This window comes from Leptolyngbya sp. ST-U4 (assembly GCF_039962215.1).
Lineage (GTDB): Bacteria > Cyanobacteriota > Cyanobacteriia > Elainellales > Elainellaceae > Leptolyngbya_A.
Window position 1 is genome coordinate 90,705 of sequence record NZ_JAMPKZ010000015.1, and the last position, 16,626, is coordinate 107,330.

At 47.3% G+C, this 16,626-nt stretch carries 14 protein-coding genes and 1 pseudogene; 9 read left to right on the plus strand and 6 right to left on the minus strand.

Features of this window, described 5'->3' with window-relative positions:
* The first annotated feature begins 90 nt into the window (after window positions 1-90).
* Entirely contained in the window at window positions 91-576 is a 486-nt protein-coding gene (locus tag NDA02_RS19455; RefSeq protein WP_348255669.1) for a hypothetical protein, read from the plus strand.
* A gap of 244 nt (window positions 577-820) precedes the next feature.
* On the opposite strand, the gene NDA02_RS19460 is transcribed toward NDA02_RS19455, so the two are convergent.
* Window positions 821-1,387 carry an NAD(P)H-dependent oxidoreductase gene (locus NDA02_RS19460; RefSeq protein ID WP_348255670.1) on the minus strand — a complete coding sequence of 189 codons (567 nt, stop codon included), beginning with the start codon at window positions 1,385-1,387 and terminating at the stop codon, window positions 821-823.
* A gap of 63 nt (window positions 1,388-1,450) precedes the next feature.
* Between NDA02_RS19460 and NDA02_RS19465 the strand changes: the two genes are divergently transcribed.
* A complete protein-coding gene (locus NDA02_RS19465) occupies window positions 1,451-2,371 on the plus strand; it encodes a LysR family transcriptional regulator (RefSeq protein ID WP_348255671.1) in 921 nt (306 codons plus the stop codon).
* A gap of 28 nt (window positions 2,372-2,399) precedes the next feature.
* On the opposite strand, the gene NDA02_RS19470 is transcribed toward NDA02_RS19465, so the two are convergent.
* Window positions 2,400-2,654, minus strand: coding sequence for a hypothetical protein (locus tag NDA02_RS19470; RefSeq protein WP_348248035.1), 255 nt, complete (start codon window positions 2,652-2,654; stop codon window positions 2,400-2,402).
* A gap of 420 nt (window positions 2,655-3,074) precedes the next feature.
* Between NDA02_RS19470 and NDA02_RS19475 the strand changes: the two genes are divergently transcribed.
* The 4 genes from NDA02_RS19475 (at window position 3,075) to NDA02_RS19490 (ending at window position 8,292) form a co-directional block, all read left to right on the plus strand.
* The gene (locus NDA02_RS19475) at window positions 3,075-5,060 is read left to right on the plus strand and encodes an alpha/beta fold hydrolase (RefSeq protein WP_206755039.1); all 1,986 of its coding nucleotides are present in this window, start codon (window positions 3,075-3,077) and stop codon (window positions 5,058-5,060) included.
* 98 nt (window positions 5,061-5,158) lie between these two features.
* A complete protein-coding gene (locus tag NDA02_RS19480) occupies window positions 5,159-6,346 on the plus strand; it encodes an ABC exporter membrane fusion protein (protein ID WP_190790634.1) in 1,188 nt (395 codons plus the stop codon).
* Window positions 6,343-7,500, plus strand: coding sequence for an ABC transporter permease DevC (gene devC, locus NDA02_RS19485; protein ID WP_348248038.1), 1,158 nt, complete (start codon window positions 6,343-6,345; stop codon window positions 7,498-7,500). The genes NDA02_RS19480 and devC overlap by 4 nt, the downstream gene beginning before the upstream one ends.
* Before the next feature lie 39 nt (window positions 7,501-7,539).
* Window positions 7,540-8,292: a DevA family ABC transporter ATP-binding protein gene (locus NDA02_RS19490; RefSeq protein ID WP_348255673.1), complete on the plus strand. Its 753-nt coding sequence runs from the start codon at window positions 7,540-7,542 to the stop codon at window positions 8,290-8,292.
* A 211-nt stretch (window positions 8,293-8,503) separates the two neighbouring features.
* Here NDA02_RS19490 and NDA02_RS19495 read toward each other — a convergent pair whose 3' ends face one another.
* A complete protein-coding gene (locus tag NDA02_RS19495; RefSeq protein ID WP_348255674.1) occupies window positions 8,504-9,751 on the minus strand; it encodes an amidohydrolase family protein in 1,248 nt (415 codons plus the stop codon).
* Window positions 9,752-9,807: 56 nt separating this feature from the next.
* Entirely contained in the window at window positions 9,808-10,743 is a 936-nt protein-coding gene (locus tag NDA02_RS19500) for a 2-oxoglutarate and iron-dependent oxygenase domain-containing protein (RefSeq protein ID WP_348248041.1), read from the minus strand.
* 221 nt (window positions 10,744-10,964) lie between these two features.
* Between NDA02_RS19500 and NDA02_RS19505 the strand changes: the two genes are divergently transcribed.
* Genes NDA02_RS19505 through NDA02_RS19515 form a run of 3 tightly spaced genes read left to right on the plus strand, consistent with a single transcriptional unit; the run spans window position 10,965 to window position 15,553 of the window.
* The gene (locus NDA02_RS19505; RefSeq protein WP_190793575.1) at window positions 10,965-12,188 is read left to right on the plus strand and encodes an ABC transporter substrate-binding protein; all 1,224 of its coding nucleotides are present in this window, start codon (window positions 10,965-10,967) and stop codon (window positions 12,186-12,188) included.
* 14 nt (window positions 12,189-12,202) lie between these two features.
* Window positions 12,203-13,072, plus strand: a complete 870-nt coding sequence (locus tag NDA02_RS19510) for a branched-chain amino acid ABC transporter permease (RefSeq protein WP_190793574.1) — start codon at window positions 12,203-12,205, stop codon at window positions 13,070-13,072.
* Window positions 13,073-13,075: 3 nt separating this feature from the next.
* Window positions 13,076-15,553: an ATP-binding cassette domain-containing protein gene (locus NDA02_RS19515; protein WP_190793573.1), complete on the plus strand. Its 2,478-nt coding sequence runs from the start codon at window positions 13,076-13,078 to the stop codon at window positions 15,551-15,553.
* Between the two features lie 17 nt (window positions 15,554-15,570).
* On the opposite strand, the gene NDA02_RS19520 is transcribed toward NDA02_RS19515, so the two are convergent.
* Window positions 15,571-16,275, minus strand: a complete 705-nt coding sequence (locus tag NDA02_RS19520) for a GntR family transcriptional regulator (RefSeq protein ID WP_190793572.1) — start codon at window positions 16,273-16,275, stop codon at window positions 15,571-15,573.
* Window positions 16,276-16,477: 202 nt separating this feature from the next.
* Window positions 16,478-16,626, minus strand: a pseudogene (locus NDA02_RS19525) (IS5/IS1182 family transposase); the annotation flags it as partial.

Consider the following 16,626-nt stretch of genomic DNA (forward strand, 5'->3'; position numbering starts at 1 on the left):
TCGGTTTTGGTTAGCAGTGCGGATCAGAACCGACAGAAATAGTAACTCGCAAAACATAGTAACTCGATTGACCTATAGGAGACGATCGCCATGAAGATCCAATTTACCAAGCATGGAGGTAAGCAGGACTGGATGGAGTGCATTCGCGACAATGGAACTTCTACCCGATGTCCAATGCCAAAACAGGGCATTCTGCCTCACGATTTTGTTCATTACGTGGTTGAAGATACGCTCAAACTCAAACGGGGATTTTATGGCATTTTATCCATAGGCGTTGGGTTTCCGAACTCGGCTCCTCCCTGGGATGCTGCCGACTTTCAATTAAACGATCTCAGCGAAGCACTGCAAGCCGAATCGTTCGTAGAATGCTTCCAAGCCGAGATGTGGAATGGCTTCGAATCCAGCGAAAACTTTTGGGAGATTTTACAAATCGCCTGTAGCCAGCGCAGCGTTCCTACTCCAGATCACATCACAAGCGATAATCTGCAACAAGTACGCTCTCGGCTGCGAGCTTATACCGAACAATGGAATGCACTGCCAATCGGTGAAACATTAACAGTTGTGTTTAATTCATGAGCGATCGAAGCAAAAGCGCATGAACTATCATTGGAGTGAGTGTTTGTTGAAGCAAGCATTACTGCGATTTAGCAGCATCCTACTGAGCATTGTCTATCTACCGCCAGCAATCCGCCATATTATTCTTAGAACAAAACTAAGAAACTGTTTGTGGATCCTTTGATTCACAAAAGATTTGATGGCAAGCAGAACAACAATAGCGTTGATGCTTAATTATTTTGCTGAAATACTCAAAAGAAGCCTTTTAACTTGCAACATACTGCTGTAATAGATGTTGATATTGCTTAGCTTCCTCAAACACTTGCTCATCTGTAATCGTTTCGGCAATTCCTAATTCTTTGGGCAAGAATCCATGAATAGCAACGGGAGTTTTGTAACTCATGCCGCAATAATTAGCGGTTTGTTGAATCGGTCGCAAAAATTCACTGATCGTGAAGTTGACCGTACCCCCAGCAATATACATCTCTGACGTTCCCCCGGTTGTTACAACTGGCATTAATTCTTTGCCTTGGAGCGCAGTTCCATCTGCTCCAAACGCAAACCCATCGGTCAACACGTCATCTATCCATTTCTTGAGCAGAGGTGGCACCGAATACCATTGCAACGGGTACTGAAACACAACCAAATCGTGATGCCGCAATAATTCTTGTTCAACTTGGACATCAATCTGCCAATTTGGGTATCGCTCATAAAGATTGTGAATTTTGACAGAAGGCAGCATTTGAACGGCTTCTATCAATGCCTTATTGCCTCTAGATTCTGCAAAATTTGGATGTGCCAAAACGACCAACACTTTTTTCATGACTTGCATTGCCTTTGCTCTACAAATCCAAGATATTGGAAACCCTGTTATATTGTCTAATAAATAATTAGGATGAGGGTCATCACTGGCGTGAATTATAACCAGTTTGATCTCAACCTGCTAAATGTCTTTGATGCCGTGATGACAGAACTCAATGTGACACGGGCAGCAGCACGATTGAATATGACCCAACCTGCGGTTAGCAATGCGCTTAAACGCTTACGTCACTTGCTGAATGATGAGTTGTTTAGCAAAGTTCCTAGTGGAGTTAGCCCAACTCCAAAAGCCCTCGAAATTTGGCAACCTCTTGGTGAGGCACTCAACCAAATTCGCCAAACGCTTGAGCCGATCGATTTTGACCCCGCCACAGAGATGGCTACCTTTACGATCGCCTTGAACGATTTTAGTACAGCTTTAATCTTGCCTCGGTTAATTGCAGTTCTCGAAGCGGTTGCCCCCAATATTAATCTGCGAACAATCCCTAACACTCACATCAACGCTTCAATGTTATTAGAACAAGCAGAAATTGATATTGCAATCGGGGTACTTCCAAGCCTACCTCCACGCTTGCGATCGCAAACCTTATTAACCTCTTCCTGGGTCTGCGCAATGCGGCGTGATCATCCGCTTGCAAGAAAAAAGCTGACACTCGATCGCTATGCTCAAGCAAAACATTTACTAGTGACGCTAACTGGAGAAGCCACCGGAATAATCGACCCATTGCTGCAAGAGCGAGGGCTAAATCGGCGCATCGGACTTACCGTAAATCAGTTTTCTGTTGCACCTCAAATTCTGGTGAATTCTGATCTCATTGCAGTTTTGCCAACACGGGTTATTCAATTAAGCGCAATTGCCGCTCAGCTTCATTTGACAGCCGTTCCCATCGAGATCAGCCCCACATCTATAAAGATGATGTGGCATGAACGAAGCCAAGGAAATACATCACAGGTGTGGTTCAGAACACAACTAGCTGAGGTCTGCTCACACCTTTAGTCCTTTCACCAATGACGAAACTCTGAATCTAGACTGTTTTCCAAATCATCTTAGTAATTGCTAAGCCAGCATAACGACCCCGTTCATCCACCGTCAAAACTTTTGAGTCTCGCCGATCGTCTTGTAGCGCAACCACCATCGTAGAACTTGAAACACGATATCGATAAGCACTTCGATAAAGTTGAAGGGGATGCCGCGCTTTGCAGCGAAACAGCCCATACCCTAGATTTGTCGCACGCTTCAGGCGAGTGATGGGAGCCGAGCCGCCATGAGGGCAATGCATAAGACGTGAGCTAGGCAAAGGATTGAGGATAGTAGCCAGTCTATCAAGGCAGGACTTCTGTTCTCAAGGGGTGTACCCAGTTCTGACAATTTCGTTCGCTCCTACCCCTACAAACCAACACTGGAGCTAAGAACGGTTTTGGAACGCTTTGAGAACGGTTCTGGAACGCTGCGATCGCTAACTTAAGTTCAGTTGGTCAGTAGCTGGGCGAAATTCAACAACGGATGAATTTGGGGGTGGAGGAAGCTGTGTCCCTACCTTAAGGCATCGCCCCAGACCCCAGCTCCATCTAGGCAAAATGTGTCACCTGAGCATCTCAAAACTTTAGCTTGATTACGTCTAATCATGGTCACAAAACTGATAAAGAAATACGGGCGAAACAATAAACGGTGGCTCATTCACTGGTGCCGCATACCGCCCATGATGAAGTCAGGTCTTATGCTACTGGCGATCGCATCCCTCATCTCGCTAGTCATTGTCGGAACTGATCATGCCCCGCATTTTTTTCAGGGTTGGCAAAATTCAAGCAACAAAGGTACTGTACCTCGTGCTGCTGAAATTGCTCGTTCAACAAAAGTTCAACCTGTTGCACCATCTATCGTTGGCTATCATTCAACTACGCTCACCATTCACGATCGTCAGGGAAACCCAATCCGCTCGTTAACGGATGGTAATCTCATTTCACTTACGGTAGAAATCCCGCAGAAGGCCAATCAGGCAACTCCAGTCACCTTTGAACTGGATTCTCCTGGAAAACGAGTTGCAGGCTGTACGATTTTGCAGGGAAGCAAAAGCTGTAAAACAGAGCCATTCACGGCATTGGGATGGTACTGGTCGCGTGGAAATCCTACACCTAATCGCCATCTCTACGCCAAATCCGATGTGTTCCCGCAAACAGGAATGACAGCAGTGCAGGTGGCCCCTCGCCCTGTTGTGTTGGTGCATGGCTTCTTATCCAGTGCCAGTAATGCCTGGAGTGCTTATACGGGTGCTAACGGAAGGCTAAGTTCGATTGGGCTTTCGGGTTATGCGGTAGGGGATGGTCAAGCAGAGGGAGTCTTGTCCATTGGTGATTTGAAGTCACCAACCAAACGGACGAACACGATCGCTGAAAATGCCCAAGTTCTGAAACAGTATATTGCTGGCATTAAACAAAAAACAGGGTCCGAGCAAGTAGATCTCATTGCTCATAGCATGGGTGGCTTGATCTCACGCTATTACATCGATCGCCTGATGGAAGAACGCGACGTAGCTCAATTGATTATGGTTGCATCTCCTCACGGGGGCTCAAACTGTGCGAATTTACCAGCCGCACTCGGCTTTTATCTGCCTGCAACGCTGGAGCTACGTCCCACTTATATAAACCATATCTTTAACCCGCAAATTACCCATCGACGTGGTGTTCCTTTCTACCTATTTGCAGGAAATCCGATTATTGAGGCGTTCAAAGCACCCTGCACCAACGTCCCCAGCGATCTGGTCGTTGACCTCAGCAGTGTGGCAACGATCGGTCAACCCCTGGTCGAGCTGCCCTATCTCCATATCGCGATGAATCGGTCACAAGAGGTTTTTAGAACCTTTGTGGAACCACTGCTTAAACATGAAGTGGATGAGTTTCCAGTTGAACCCGATCCACCCGCGACAAACGATAGTACTAAATTGGCTCAATTCACAAAGATCTTTACTGGACACGTTGCCGCAGGTGATCGCAAGCGCGTTACGATTCATCTCGATCAAGTCACAATCGCCAGCTTTTCACTCTTTGATCCCACGCGATCGCTTCAGGTTATTGTGCGGGGCGCAAGCGGCAAGGTGATTCCCTTGAGTGCAGACAAACATGGGTACATCACTGTTAATGATCCAACGAGCCTGATTTATTTAGGATACGGATTTAAGAACCCCAAGCCAGGACCCTGGAATGTAACGTTAGTAACCACCGCTAAAACACCAGCAACTGGCGCAGATTACGCGATCGCCGCAAAAGTGGTGGGTGATGCTGCTTTACAAGCTCAAGTGAGCCATCTTTCCCCCAAAATTAACGAACCTATCACGCTTTCAGCCAGCTTGGCTCTCGTCAATCAACCACTCAAAACGGCTGAGATCGAAGCAACCATTCGCCAGCCAGACGGTCACTCAGAAACCTTGAAGTTAACAGGAAACACAGAGAAGCAAGTAACCTGGAGACCTTTTAAGCCAGGCACCTATGGCATTGATGTTGCAGCACGCGACTTCACCCTGGACGGCAAACTCATTGAACGAACTACATTTCTGGCGGTTGAAGTTCAGCCCTCTTTTAGTAAAGGCTGGTGGAGCCTTATCAGCCTCATTGCAGCGTTTGGAATTGGAATACGGCTGCTCATAGTTCAGGGCAGAAAAAAGAAACGGAGGGAAATGAGAAATCAGTAATGGTGCAGAGATGAACTCCACACCTCCTTTTTCACAACCTATTTGTGAACGCCTTGATGACTAATGATTAATTGCTTAACTGATCAACAGGAGACACTATGCAACAAACAAGCTCAGATCAATCCTCTCTGTTTCCCCGTGTCCATTGGGCGATCGCTATAGGTGTCAGTTCAGCAATCATAATGGCTGCTGGAACCATGTACTATACGCAATCTCAATCCACCTCCACATCACCCTCTCTCGTGGAGACAGCTACACAACCTACAAAAGTCAATGCATTGGGACGACTAGAACCGCAAGGAGAAGTCATTCAAGTCTCTGAGCCGTCCGGGCAGGGTGGTGCTTATCGAATTGATGAACTATGGGCTAAAGTGGGTGATCGCGTTAATGCAGGTCAGATTATTGCTATTTTAGATTCTCGCGATCGCTTGCAAAGTGAGTTAGGTGAGGCTCAGGAGCAGGTCAAGGTGGCTCAGGCAAGGTTAAACCAAGTCAAAGCAGGCGCACAGCAAGGAGAGATTGCAGCCCAACAAGCCACCATTGCTCGATTAGAAGCACAGCTTAATGGAGAAATGGAGACTCAACGCGCCACGATCGCCCGCTTTGAGGCAGAGCTGCAAAATGCAGATGTGGAATATCAGCGTCATCGAGACCTGCATCAAAATGGAGCGATTTCTGCATCTGTGCTAGACAGCAAATCACTCGTGCTAAAAACAGCTCAACAACGGGTTAATGAAGCACGAGCCGCACTCGATCGCACGATTCAAACCCTACAACAACAGATTCAGGAATCAAAAGCCACATTGGGTCAGATTGCTGAAGTTCGTCCAACTGATATTGCTGCTGCCCAAGCTGAAGTGAATCGAGCGATCGCAGCTACAGCAAGGGCACAAGCACAATTAAATCATGCATTTATTCGTGCTCCTAAAGCAGGTCGTATTCTTCGAATTCACACTCACATCGGAGAAGCAGTCGGCCCAGAAGGCATTGTGGAATTAGGGAACACCGAGCAAATGTATGCGGTTGCTGAAGTGTATGAAGGAGATATTGGCAAAGTTCGGGTTGGTCAAGCTGCAATCGTTACAGCCGATTCAATCAAAGAACCGCTGCATGGAACCGTTGAGCAGCTCGGTTGGACGATCGCCAAACAGGATGTTCTCAATAGCGATCCAACCGCCACAACCGATGCCAGAATCGTTGAGGTCAAAATTCGATTGGACAAAGCATCCAGTGGACGTGTAGCACAATTGACCAATTTACAAGTTGCTGTGGAGATTAGGCAATGAAAAAGCGATCGATTCCCCTCGCCTGGCTTCAGCTAATCCGTCAGAAAGGACGATTTTTTGTTGCCTTATCTGGAATTGCGTTTGCCGACATTCTCATGTTGATGCAGCTTGGATTTGAGTCTGCCCTGTATGACAGTAATACTCGCTTACACCAAAATCTCAATGCAGATGTTGTTCTGATCAGTCCCCAGGCTCGCAATTTAGCAAACATGGCAACCTTCTCCCGTCGTCGTTTGTTTCAAGCTGCCAGCCTGCCGGAAGTGGAATCAGCAACTCCTCTGTATGTTGCTTTTGCAGATTGGAAAAATCCGCAAACCCGCAGCCAAAATGCCATTTTACTGCTTGGCTTTGACCTGGAAAAACCCGCATTTAACCTGCCGGAAATCAATCAAAATTTAGGTACCCTTCAACAAGCGGATACCTTACTATTTGACCGTTCATCGCGGGGAGACTACAAACAGGCGATCGCTCGTATTGGTCAGGGTGAAACCGTCAGTACTGAGATTAAAGGACGCACAATTCACCTGAAAGGACTATTTACGGTTGGTTCTTCCTTCGCGGCAGACGGCAGCTTGATGACCAGCGATCAAAACTTTCTACGAATTGTGTCGCAACGTCAAGCAGGTGAAGTTAGCGTTGGCTTGATTACTCTTGCACTGAATGCCAATCCAAATGCCGTGGTTACTGCATTAAAATCCCGCCTGCCGCACGATGTCCGAGTTCTCACTCGTGCAGAATTTATTGAGTTTGAAGAAGGGTATTGGCGTAGAAATACCGCGATCGGATTTATTTTTGCCCTGGGAACCTTGATGGGATTTATGGTAGGCGTGATCATCGTGTACCAAATTTTGTATAGCGATGTCAGCGATCACATGGCAGAATACGCCACGCTGAAAGCGATGGGTTACCGCAATCTTTACTTACTGGGTGTTGTCCTGCAAGAAGCCCTGCTCCTAGCGGTCTTAGGCTACATTCCCGGAAACTTAATTGCGATCGGGCTTTATTCATTGACCCGTAATGCGACAAATTTGCCAATTTACATGACCTTGTCTCGCACGATTTACGTATTGCTGCTCACGATCATTATGTGCGTGATGTCAGGAGCGGTTGCAGTCCGAAAATTGCGATTGGCAGATCCAGCAGATATTTTCTAACTCCTTCTTAATTACTTTCTAACTTCTTCCTGATTACTCATGCAGACTCTTGATTCGCTTAAACCTAAACAATGTACAGCACTAAATGCCGTCATCTCGATCGCAGAATTGAATCATTTTTTTGGTCAAGGTCAACTCCGAAAGCAAGTCTTGTTTAATATCAATTTAACAATTAATGCAGGCGAAATTGTGATTATGACTGGACCTTCTGGCTCAGGAAAAACAACCCTGCTGAGTATGATCGGCGGATTGCGATCGCCTCAATCAGGAAGTTTAAAGCTCCTCAATCAGGAACTCTGTGGAGCAAGCCAGAAACAACTCATTCAGTCTCGACGTAATATCGGCTATATCTTCCAAGCCCATAACTTGTTAAATAGTTTGACCGCACTGCAAAACGTACAGATGTCATTGCAACTGCACCATCATCTGTCTCCTGAGGAAGAAGGAACAAAAGCAGCTGAAATGCTGGAAGCGGTTGGGCTAGGGCATCGCCTGCACTACTATCCGGATGACTTATCAGGAGGGCAAAAGCAGCGGGTAGCGATCGCCCGTGCTTTAGTGAGCCATCCTAAGATTGTGCTGGCAGATGAACCAACGGCTGCGTTAGATAGTAAGTCGGGGCGAGATGTCGTGAATTTGATGCAAAAACTGGCAAAAGAGCAGGGCTGCACGATTCTGATGGTGACTCATGATAACCGAATCTTAGATATTGCCGATCGCATTGTCCACATGGAGGATGGTCATCTTACCTCAGACACACGAACCACGATGCACAGCAACAGTTACCAGTAAGTCGTTCAGCCTAAATACTGCAATCCTTAACAGGATTTGAACGGGGTGCAGGGGTTCCTCCTTGTTCACAAACTGGCTGTGAACGCTGTGCAATTGAGTTGATGCGAGCAGGACGGGTATCTCAATTAGTTTGGGTCAAGGTCTGCCTGCCCCATTCCTCTTGCCCACCCATGGCAGCACCCCCTGAACGATTACGGATCTTATCTCTTCCCTAAAGTGAAGTTGCCAGTACCTTGGGAGCAAACCACTGTTGTTCTACTTTACTTTGCACAATCACAATCCCGTTTTTAATAACGGTTCGTCCCATTGGTGCAGAACCGATCGCTTCACTGACTGAACGAACATTGAGTAGTACCAGATCTGCTAGATTACCGACTGCAATTCCATAATTTGGAATGGCGATCGCCTCTGCTGCCCGATTTGTCGCCAGTTCTAAGCAAAGCTGATGGCTCGATACGGTTCCTAAATGGAGTACCTGTGCCAGCAGGGTACAAAGCTTTAGCACGTCCCCATCGCCAAAAGGGGTGAATAAATTCAACACGTTGTTAGTTGCAAGCCCAACGCTAACTCCCAGTTCTGCTAAACGATGCACAGGAGCAATGCCCCGACGTACATTGTGGGTATCTTTGCGAGCCATCATGTACAGGTCAGTGGTAGGTAAAGCCAGAATTGAGATACCCGCATCGCGCATTGCAAGGGCAAGAGATTCTAATTTTAAAGGCGTTAATGCCGCTAACTTGGTCATATGACCTAAACAGACTCGTCCTTGCCAACCCCGTTTAATCGTTTCTTCAATAACCAGTGGTAACAGTAACGGATCATCGTTATCCAAAAAGTCGAGATGGAAGTCAACATTGCAATTAAATTCTTGAGCCAGATCGAAGACAATTTCAATGTTCTTCTTGGGATCTGGATCAACATAGGGAGCAGAGCCGATCGCATCGCCACCCATTGCCAAGGCCTGGCGGAGTTGATTCACTAATCCGTCATGGTTTGTGATTCCTTCCTGAGCAAAAATAGCAAGTTGTAAGGTTATGCCCCAGGCGTAGGATTCTCGTAGAGGCAGAAGTGCCTGGATTGCATTCAGTCCAATCGTTGGATCAACTTCAACATGGGTTCGCATGGCGGTTGTACCAAAAGCGATCGCCCGTTCAATCAGTCGGCTTGCCCGGTTTTGAATATCCTCAACCGTAAATGCTTGCTTCAACCTCAGCGTTTCACGCAGGGCTTCGTCGAACGTCCCATCTAACGCCGGATAGCGATCGAGAATAAGGGCTTTATCGAGGTGAATGTGTCCATCTACTAGCCCTGGGATGAGTAAATTTCCCTGGGCATCTAATGTTTGGGTTGACGGGTCGGAAAGGGTTGGTGCAATGGCGGTGATGCGATCGCCCGTAATGCCGATATCCCAAATTCCAGTTTGCTCCGGAAGAGTAGCGTTAGTGATTTTTAGATCCATTAATGCACACCGATTGAAAGAGCAATGATTGCAAATAGAGGTCTTTTCTTGATCTGCTATGACTCGACTTGATAAGAAGCTTGCAGGCAATTGATCAAATGTTCACGAGTCGTTGTAGGGGGATAGAGAGGCGCATGTCCCGGTTGGCAACAGGGTTCTAGACAAACGATTTCTGCATCAATGTTGGGGCGATAGAAAAATGTTGCAGAATAGCGCGATCGCCGTGCTGCTGGTTCAGGTGGAACGACCACTCGATGCTTGGTTGAGCGAAAAGCATCATTTGTCCAGCGTTCCATCAAATCCCCTGTATTCACAATAGCCGTACCGGGAATATAGGGAGCTGGAAGCCAAACCCCATCGTGGAGAATCTCCAATCCACCCACGTCATCCTGAAATAGAAGCGTAATCGTGCCATAGTCGGAATGGGCTCCGGCTCGAATTTGTCCAGGGATGACTGTTGCAGGAGCAGGTGGATAGTGGAGCAGTCGCACAGTGCTGTAATGCTGGTCATGGGTTGGCTCAAAAAAGGATTCTGGCAACCCCAAGGAGAGGGCAAAGGCTCCCATAATTTGCTGACAGACAGCTGTGCTTACTCTATAAAACTCCAATAGGGCCTGATTCAAGGTGAGTTGATTTGGCAGCCATTTTTCGTTAGCACGCGGCTGCAACAGCCCAATATTGTAGGCTTCCATCAAATCGCCTGCGTCACTAGGATCAAGATGTTGCATTTGCATCCCGATATATCCACAGTTGCATTCTGGACTGTCCCAGGGAATCTGATTTTTCACCTCAGTCGGCAGATCAAAAAACTGTTTGGATTCAGCGAACAGGCGATCGATCAAGGATTGTGACACCCCGTGGTTCTTTAGATACAAAAAGCCAACGTTGGTGCAGGCATGACGAATTTGATCTGCAACCTGTTGACGCGTGGAGCGATCACCCGATTGGTACGCTGCGAAATCAATGACCGGAATTTGTTCAGTTGCTTGCATTGCAGCCCTACTCTCCTGCTCTACCGATTTGTGGCTGACCATACTCTCTCCCTGGCTCCCCTACCATTCCACGCGCAAAAAAACTCCATGCTCATGAGTACAACAGATTCATTCAAAATTTGGTATTACTGAACACAAGCTTGTATACAAGACTGTATTACTGTTGCTTCTGAGTTGAAACGCAGTTCACATTTCATTCAATAAAAGCAGGAAGGTTATCCATGTCGTTTTATCGATTTGGGCTACGTCGTCGCGATGTTTTGCGTGGAGCATTGGGGATGGGCGTGGCGATCGCAACATCCAAGCTTACCGGGTGTTCGTCTAAGCCATCCAGCACTGCTGAAGCGTCTTCAGAGCCGATCAAGATTGGTTTGGTTGCCGCCATTACCGGAGGTTCCGCCCTATCTGGTGAGTCAATTATCCGTGGATTGGCGATCGCGATTGATGAAATCAATCAAAAGGGTGGCATTCTGGGAGGGCGTTCCTTAGAACTGGTAACGCGAGATGATGAGTCTACCCCAGCCAGAGGCGTTGCGGCAGCACGTGAGTTAATTGAGCAGGAGAAGGTTGCTGCTGTGTTTGGTGGCATTGACTCCCCTGTCTCTATCGCAATGATGCCCGTTATCCACGAATTGCAAGTGCCCTATATGGGAGTGTGGGCTGCAGCAACCAAAATTACTCAGAATGGTCACGATCCCAACTTTGCGTTCCGGGTGTCTGCCAACGATAACATTGTCGATCGCTTCTTGATCAAGCATGTCAGCGAAGCCTACGGTAAACCCAAAGTCGGTTTGATGCTGGTCAATAACCCCTGGGGAGAATCGAACGAAGCAGGCTTTAAGCAGTGGGCACCTGAATACGGCGTAGAAGTTGGTGCAATTGAAAAGTTTAATGACACCGACACTGACATGTCAGCCCAACTGGCACGCCTCAAAGATGCTGGGGTAGGAGCTGTATTGCTGGTAGGGAACGCGGCACCCGGTGCACAGGTGATGAAGTCATTAACCCGAATTGGCTGGGATGTTCCGGTGGTGTCTCACTGGGGTATTTCTGGTGGACGCTTTCCCGAATTAGCAGGCAAAGCAGCCAGCAAAGTAGTGTTTGTGCAAACCCATAGCTTCTTCGGGGAACAGAATGCTACAGGTCAGAAAGTGATGGCCGCGCTCAAAGACAAATACAAGTTGAATAGCCCTGGTGAAATTCTCGCCCCGGTCGGTACAGCAAATGCGTACGATGCAATGCATTTGACAGCGCTGGCGATCGAAACGGCTGGCAGTACGGAAGGCCCCAAAGTTCGGGAGGCGTTCTACAGCTTGCCAACTTACGAGGGATTGATCAAAACCTACAATCGCTCCTTTACGCCAGAAAATCATGATGCCCTGAATGAGGACGACTACATTCTGGTGCAGTGGAAAGGGAAGGAAATTGTTCCCGTCAGCGCATAAAGCTTTCATTTAATATGCTGCAACAACTTATTTTGTCGGGAATTGCGATCGGAAGCATGTATGGCTTGATTGCTCTGGGGTTTCAAGTCACCTATGCCGTTTCTAACACCATGAATTTCTCCCAGGGGGCATCCGTCATGCTGGGAGCTGTTCTCTGCTACATGCTCAACATCACCTGGGGCTGGAATTTTTGGATTGCTGCCCTGTTGACGCTACTCCTTTGTGCTGGAGTTGGGTTATTAATCGAGCGCTTTATCGTTCGTCCGTTTGCCAAGGGTGGCTCTAACTCCTGGTTATTGACCACGATCGCCATTGGCATCATTGCCGATAACGTGGCAATGGTCACCTTTGGTAAGGAAGTGCGGGCTTATCCCTCTGCCTTAGCGACCGATCCCGTGATGATTTTGGGTTTTGGCATCTTTCCCATTGAGCTACTGACGCCCGTCATTGGATTTGCAGTGGCACTTTTAGTACGCGTAATGTTTACTCAAACGCTGTTAGGCAAAGCCTTTCAAGCGGTCAGTGAAAATCACGACACCGCTCGCATTATGGGCATTCCTGTGGAGAAGATGATTGCCTTCTCCTTTGCCGTTTCCACTGTTTTAGCAGGTATCGCCGGAATCTTGATTGCCCCGGTTGCCAATGTCTCTGCCACGATGGGCACGTTGCTTGGCTTAAAAGCTTTTGCAGCCGCAATTATTGGAGGTTTGGCGAATCCCTGGGGAGTGATGCTGGCAGGCGTGTTTTATGGTGTGGTCGAATCAGTAGCAGCCGGGACGCTGGGCGGTAGTTATCGCGAAATTGTTGGGTTTGCGGTGGTCATTCTGGCATTGGCACTCAGACCAAACGGACTATTCGGACGGATGCAAGTGAAGAAGGTATAGGGAATGGGGATTCGTCGCGGGTTGGGAATTGGGTTGTTGGCAGTTGCAATTGTCGGAGCGATCGCCGCACCCAACACATACTACTTATTTCTGTTAGCCATGATTGCCATCACCACCATGGTGGGCGTAGGGCTAAATGTGCTGATTGGCTTGTCTGGACAAGTTTCGATCGGACATGCTGGATTTTTTGCCATCGGTGCCTATACGGGTTCCTTGCTCATCACCAAGGCGGGGTGGAACTTCTGGTTAGCGCTGGGTTTAGCGGGAATTACAGCCGCCGTCACGGGGGTTGCACTGGCGGCTCCTGCATTACGGGTAACGGGTCCTTATCTAGCAATGGTAACAATCGCCTTCGGAATCATTGTCGAACGAGTGTTAATTGAATGGGTGTCTCTTACGGGTGGATTTGGTGGCATTTCAGTACCCAAGCCATCGCTGTTGGGATTGCAACCGAGTCTGCGCTTGGTTGTGGTGCTGGCGATCGCCTGTGCTGCCCTGGCCGTCGTCACATTTACCCTTTTGAAACAACACTCCTGGGGTAAGGCTTTTCAAGCCGTTAAAGATGACGAAATTGCAGCCGCCTCGGTTGGATTAAACGTGTTGCAAATTCGGGTAGTCGCATTCGCGATATCTGCTGCACTGACAGGAATTGCAGGTGTTTTCTTTGCGTCTGCTGTAGGCTTTATTAGTCCTGATAGTTTTACTTTCTACCGTTCTATTTTATTTCTGCTCGTTGTTATTCTAGGTGGCTTGAATACCGCAGAAGGGGCAATTTTTGGAGCCGTTATTCTCGTTGTTCTTCCTGAATTTCTACATGATTTTGCCGACTATCAACTCATCGTCTTTGGATCACTCCTGATTCTAACGCTGTGGATTGCTCCCAATGGATTAGTCAGTCTTTTTACCGATCGCTTCAAACGTACTGCTCCTGTTTATCCTCTTAGCACTCCTCCTAACGATATTCCGGCATTAATCGGGCATCACCAAGAGCGTTCCAGACTCGAGGTTAACCAGGTCGGCATTCGCTTTGGTGGTTTGCAAGCATTACAAAATGTTGATTTAACCGCTGAACCTGGCACCATTACAGCCGTCATCGGTCCAAATGGCGCAGGCAAAACAACTCTGTTGAACTTAATTAGCGGTTTCTACCGAACGCAGAGCGGCAACATTACGCTGGGAACAATTGATTTAACGAATCAATCAAGTTTGGCGATTGCCCATGTGGGGGTAACCCGTACCTTTCAATCCACTCGATTGTTCAACTCCCTTTCTGTGTTAGACAACCTGAGAGCTGCACGCTTCAGCCGCAAATTAGGCAACCCGCTCACAGCGCTAGTGGGCATTGGGCGATTACGACAACCCGAGAAGGATTTGCTGGAGTTATTGGCATTTGTGGGTTATCAGGGAAACGTTTATTTAGAAGCAGCAAACCTACCCTTTGTCGATCGCCGTCTGGTGGAAATTGCTCGCGCTCTGGCAACATCTCCCCAGGTTCTACTGCTGGATGAACCCGCTGCCGGATTGAGTTCTGAAGATAAAAAATCGCTAGCAAAGTTAATTCGACGGATTGCCAGCACTGGCATTAAAGTGATTCTGATTGAACATGATATGGAGTTGGTCATGAGTCTCTCCGATCGCGTTCTGGTTCTGGATGGTGGGCAATTAATTTGTGCCGGAGAACCCAAGTTAGTTCAACAAGATAAGCGAGTGTTAGCCGCCTACTTAGGTGTTTCTGATCTGTCTTTACCTCGTTCTACTCACCCTGAATCCAATCCAGTTTTACAAATTCAAAATCTTGTGAGTGGCTACGGTTCGCTGCAAGTTCTCGATCAAATTTCGCTCACGGTGAATACTGGAGAATTAGTGGCAGTGATCGGTGCCAATGGTACTGGTAAAAGCACCCTCCTGAAGAGTATTTGCGGGCTACTTCAACCCTGGTCAGGCGACGTGAAATTTGCTGGAACTGATCTCAGAAAAATTCCTGCTCATCACATGACCGATCAAGGAATTGTGTTAGTTCCAGAAGGACGACAAATTTTTACCGAGTTAAGCGTCTATGACAATATTCGATTAGGAGCATATCGTCGTCACGATCAAGAGGCAATTCAAGCTGATATCCAAGCTGTTCTCAAACGTTTTCCACGTCTACAGGAACGACAACATCAACGAGCCGGATTACTCTCTGGAGGAGAACAGCAAATGCTGGCGATCGCCCGTGGCTTAATGGCTCGTCCTAAAGTGTTACTGCTAGATGAACCGTCGCTGGGATTAGCTCCTAAACTTGTGTCTGCACTATATGAAACGCTAGCAGAACTACGAGATGAAGGGATGACCATTCTGCTCGTTGATCAAATGGCAAAACTAGCACTCTCAGTAGCCGATTACGCTTATCTACTTGAAGGGGGTCGAATTATTCAATCTGGTAGCGCAACCGAAATGCAACAAGATCCCGCGATCGCTCACGCCTATTTAGGCGGTTAATGAGTAGGTATCCATCACTAAAACTCACAAAACCACCCCATATACAATCGAGCAATTCCTTCTTTGATAACATTAACAACCTGTTCGCGGCGAACTTCAACATGAGAAGACATGCATTTTGCCGCCATCTCAATCTCGTGTTCTTTTATTGCTTTCAAAATTTCCCGATGATGCTTACAGGTATCATTGCGTTTGTCAAAATCTTCCATAAAAATCTGACGAATGAAATGGATTCGCGTATTGATACTTTGTAAAGTATGAAGTAGTTCAGTATTGCGTGAGAGAAGTGCCAATTGCTCGTGAAACTGTTCATCAAAATGAACGCATTCGGCAGGTGTATAGGTATCAAACTTATCCGATACACCCTCCCAAAAGTTAGCTAAGCCAGTTATCTCATCCTCTGTTGCGCGTTCGATCGCCAATTTAGTGCTAATAACCTCTAAGCCACAGCGCATTTCGTAGAGGTCATAAATGAGTTTAGTATTGAGCGATCTTCCCAGAAAACCTCGACGAGGCACAAAGTCAAGGAGGTCTTCTGCGACTAAGCGATTGAGGACTTCTCTGAGCGGTGTGCGACTAACACCCAGCGATGTAGCCAGCTCAACCTCATTTAAAGGTTCTCCTGGACGAAACCGATAATTGATCGCCATTTGCTTCAGCTGATCATAAATTCGTTGAACGCTACTTCCTTGTTTTGTGTGTTTGGAAGTTTTACCAGCCATTGAATTACCTTACTTGAATAGATTAACTTCCAGAAGTTTCTTGTTTATTGCTGCGAAGGTAGAGTGGCGAAGAACGTTCACACATCAACAGTTAATAGAATCTCCATTACATTCAGATAAAATAGCTGTAACCCAAAAAGCAATTATTAGAGTTGTCGGGAAATAAGAACAGAGCTAGCCAATGCGACCTTTCAAGTTCTTCCTATGCCGCAGTCAGGTAGAAGTTCCATAATCCTGTTGCGGTTAGCATAAGGTGATCATCAAACTCCGCTTTTCGATTGCGATAGATAGCGCTCACCGCATTGTAACGCTTGACTCCAGCAAACGCATTTTCACAGACCACTCGCGATT

What these genes read in the sequence shown, in the direction of transcription:
- NDA02_RS19495 (WP_348255674.1), bottom strand. Translation starts at nt 9,751, where the DNA reads ATGGATCTAAAAATCACTAACGCTACTCTTCCGGAGCAAACTGGAATT.
- NDA02_RS19460 (WP_348255670.1), bottom strand. Translation starts at nt 1,387, where the DNA reads ATGCAAGTCATGAAAAAAGTGTTGGTCGTTTTGGCACATCCAAATTTT.
- NDA02_RS19505 (WP_190793575.1), top strand. Translation starts at nt 10,965, where the DNA reads ATGTCGTTTTATCGATTTGGGCTACGTCGTCGCGATGTTTTGCGTGGA.
- NDA02_RS19470 (WP_348248035.1), bottom strand. Translation starts at nt 2,654, where the DNA reads ATGCATTGCCCTCATGGCGGCTCGGCTCCCATCACTCGCCTGAAGCGT.
- NDA02_RS19455 (WP_348255669.1), top strand. Translation starts at nt 91, where the DNA reads ATGAAGATCCAATTTACCAAGCATGGAGGTAAGCAGGACTGGATGGAG.
- NDA02_RS19465 (WP_348255671.1), top strand. Translation starts at nt 1,451, where the DNA reads ATGAGGGTCATCACTGGCGTGAATTATAACCAGTTTGATCTCAACCTG.
- NDA02_RS19480 (WP_190790634.1), top strand. Translation starts at nt 5,159, where the DNA reads ATGCAACAAACAAGCTCAGATCAATCCTCTCTGTTTCCCCGTGTCCAT.
- NDA02_RS19490 (WP_348255673.1), top strand. Translation starts at nt 7,540, where the DNA reads ATGCAGACTCTTGATTCGCTTAAACCTAAACAATGTACAGCACTAAAT.
- NDA02_RS19520 (WP_190793572.1), bottom strand. Translation starts at nt 16,275, where the DNA reads ATGGCTGGTAAAACTTCCAAACACACAAAACAAGGAAGTAGCGTTCAA.
- NDA02_RS19510 (WP_190793574.1), top strand. Translation starts at nt 12,203, where the DNA reads ATGCTGCAACAACTTATTTTGTCGGGAATTGCGATCGGAAGCATGTAT.
- NDA02_RS19475 (WP_206755039.1), top strand. Translation starts at nt 3,075, where the DNA reads ATGATGAAGTCAGGTCTTATGCTACTGGCGATCGCATCCCTCATCTCG.
- devC (WP_348248038.1), top strand. Translation starts at nt 6,343, where the DNA reads ATGAAAAAGCGATCGATTCCCCTCGCCTGGCTTCAGCTAATCCGTCAG.
- NDA02_RS19500 (WP_348248041.1), bottom strand. Translation starts at nt 10,743, where the DNA reads ATGCAAGCAACTGAACAAATTCCGGTCATTGATTTCGCAGCGTACCAA.
- NDA02_RS19515 (WP_190793573.1), top strand. Translation starts at nt 13,076, where the DNA reads ATGGGGATTCGTCGCGGGTTGGGAATTGGGTTGTTGGCAGTTGCAATT.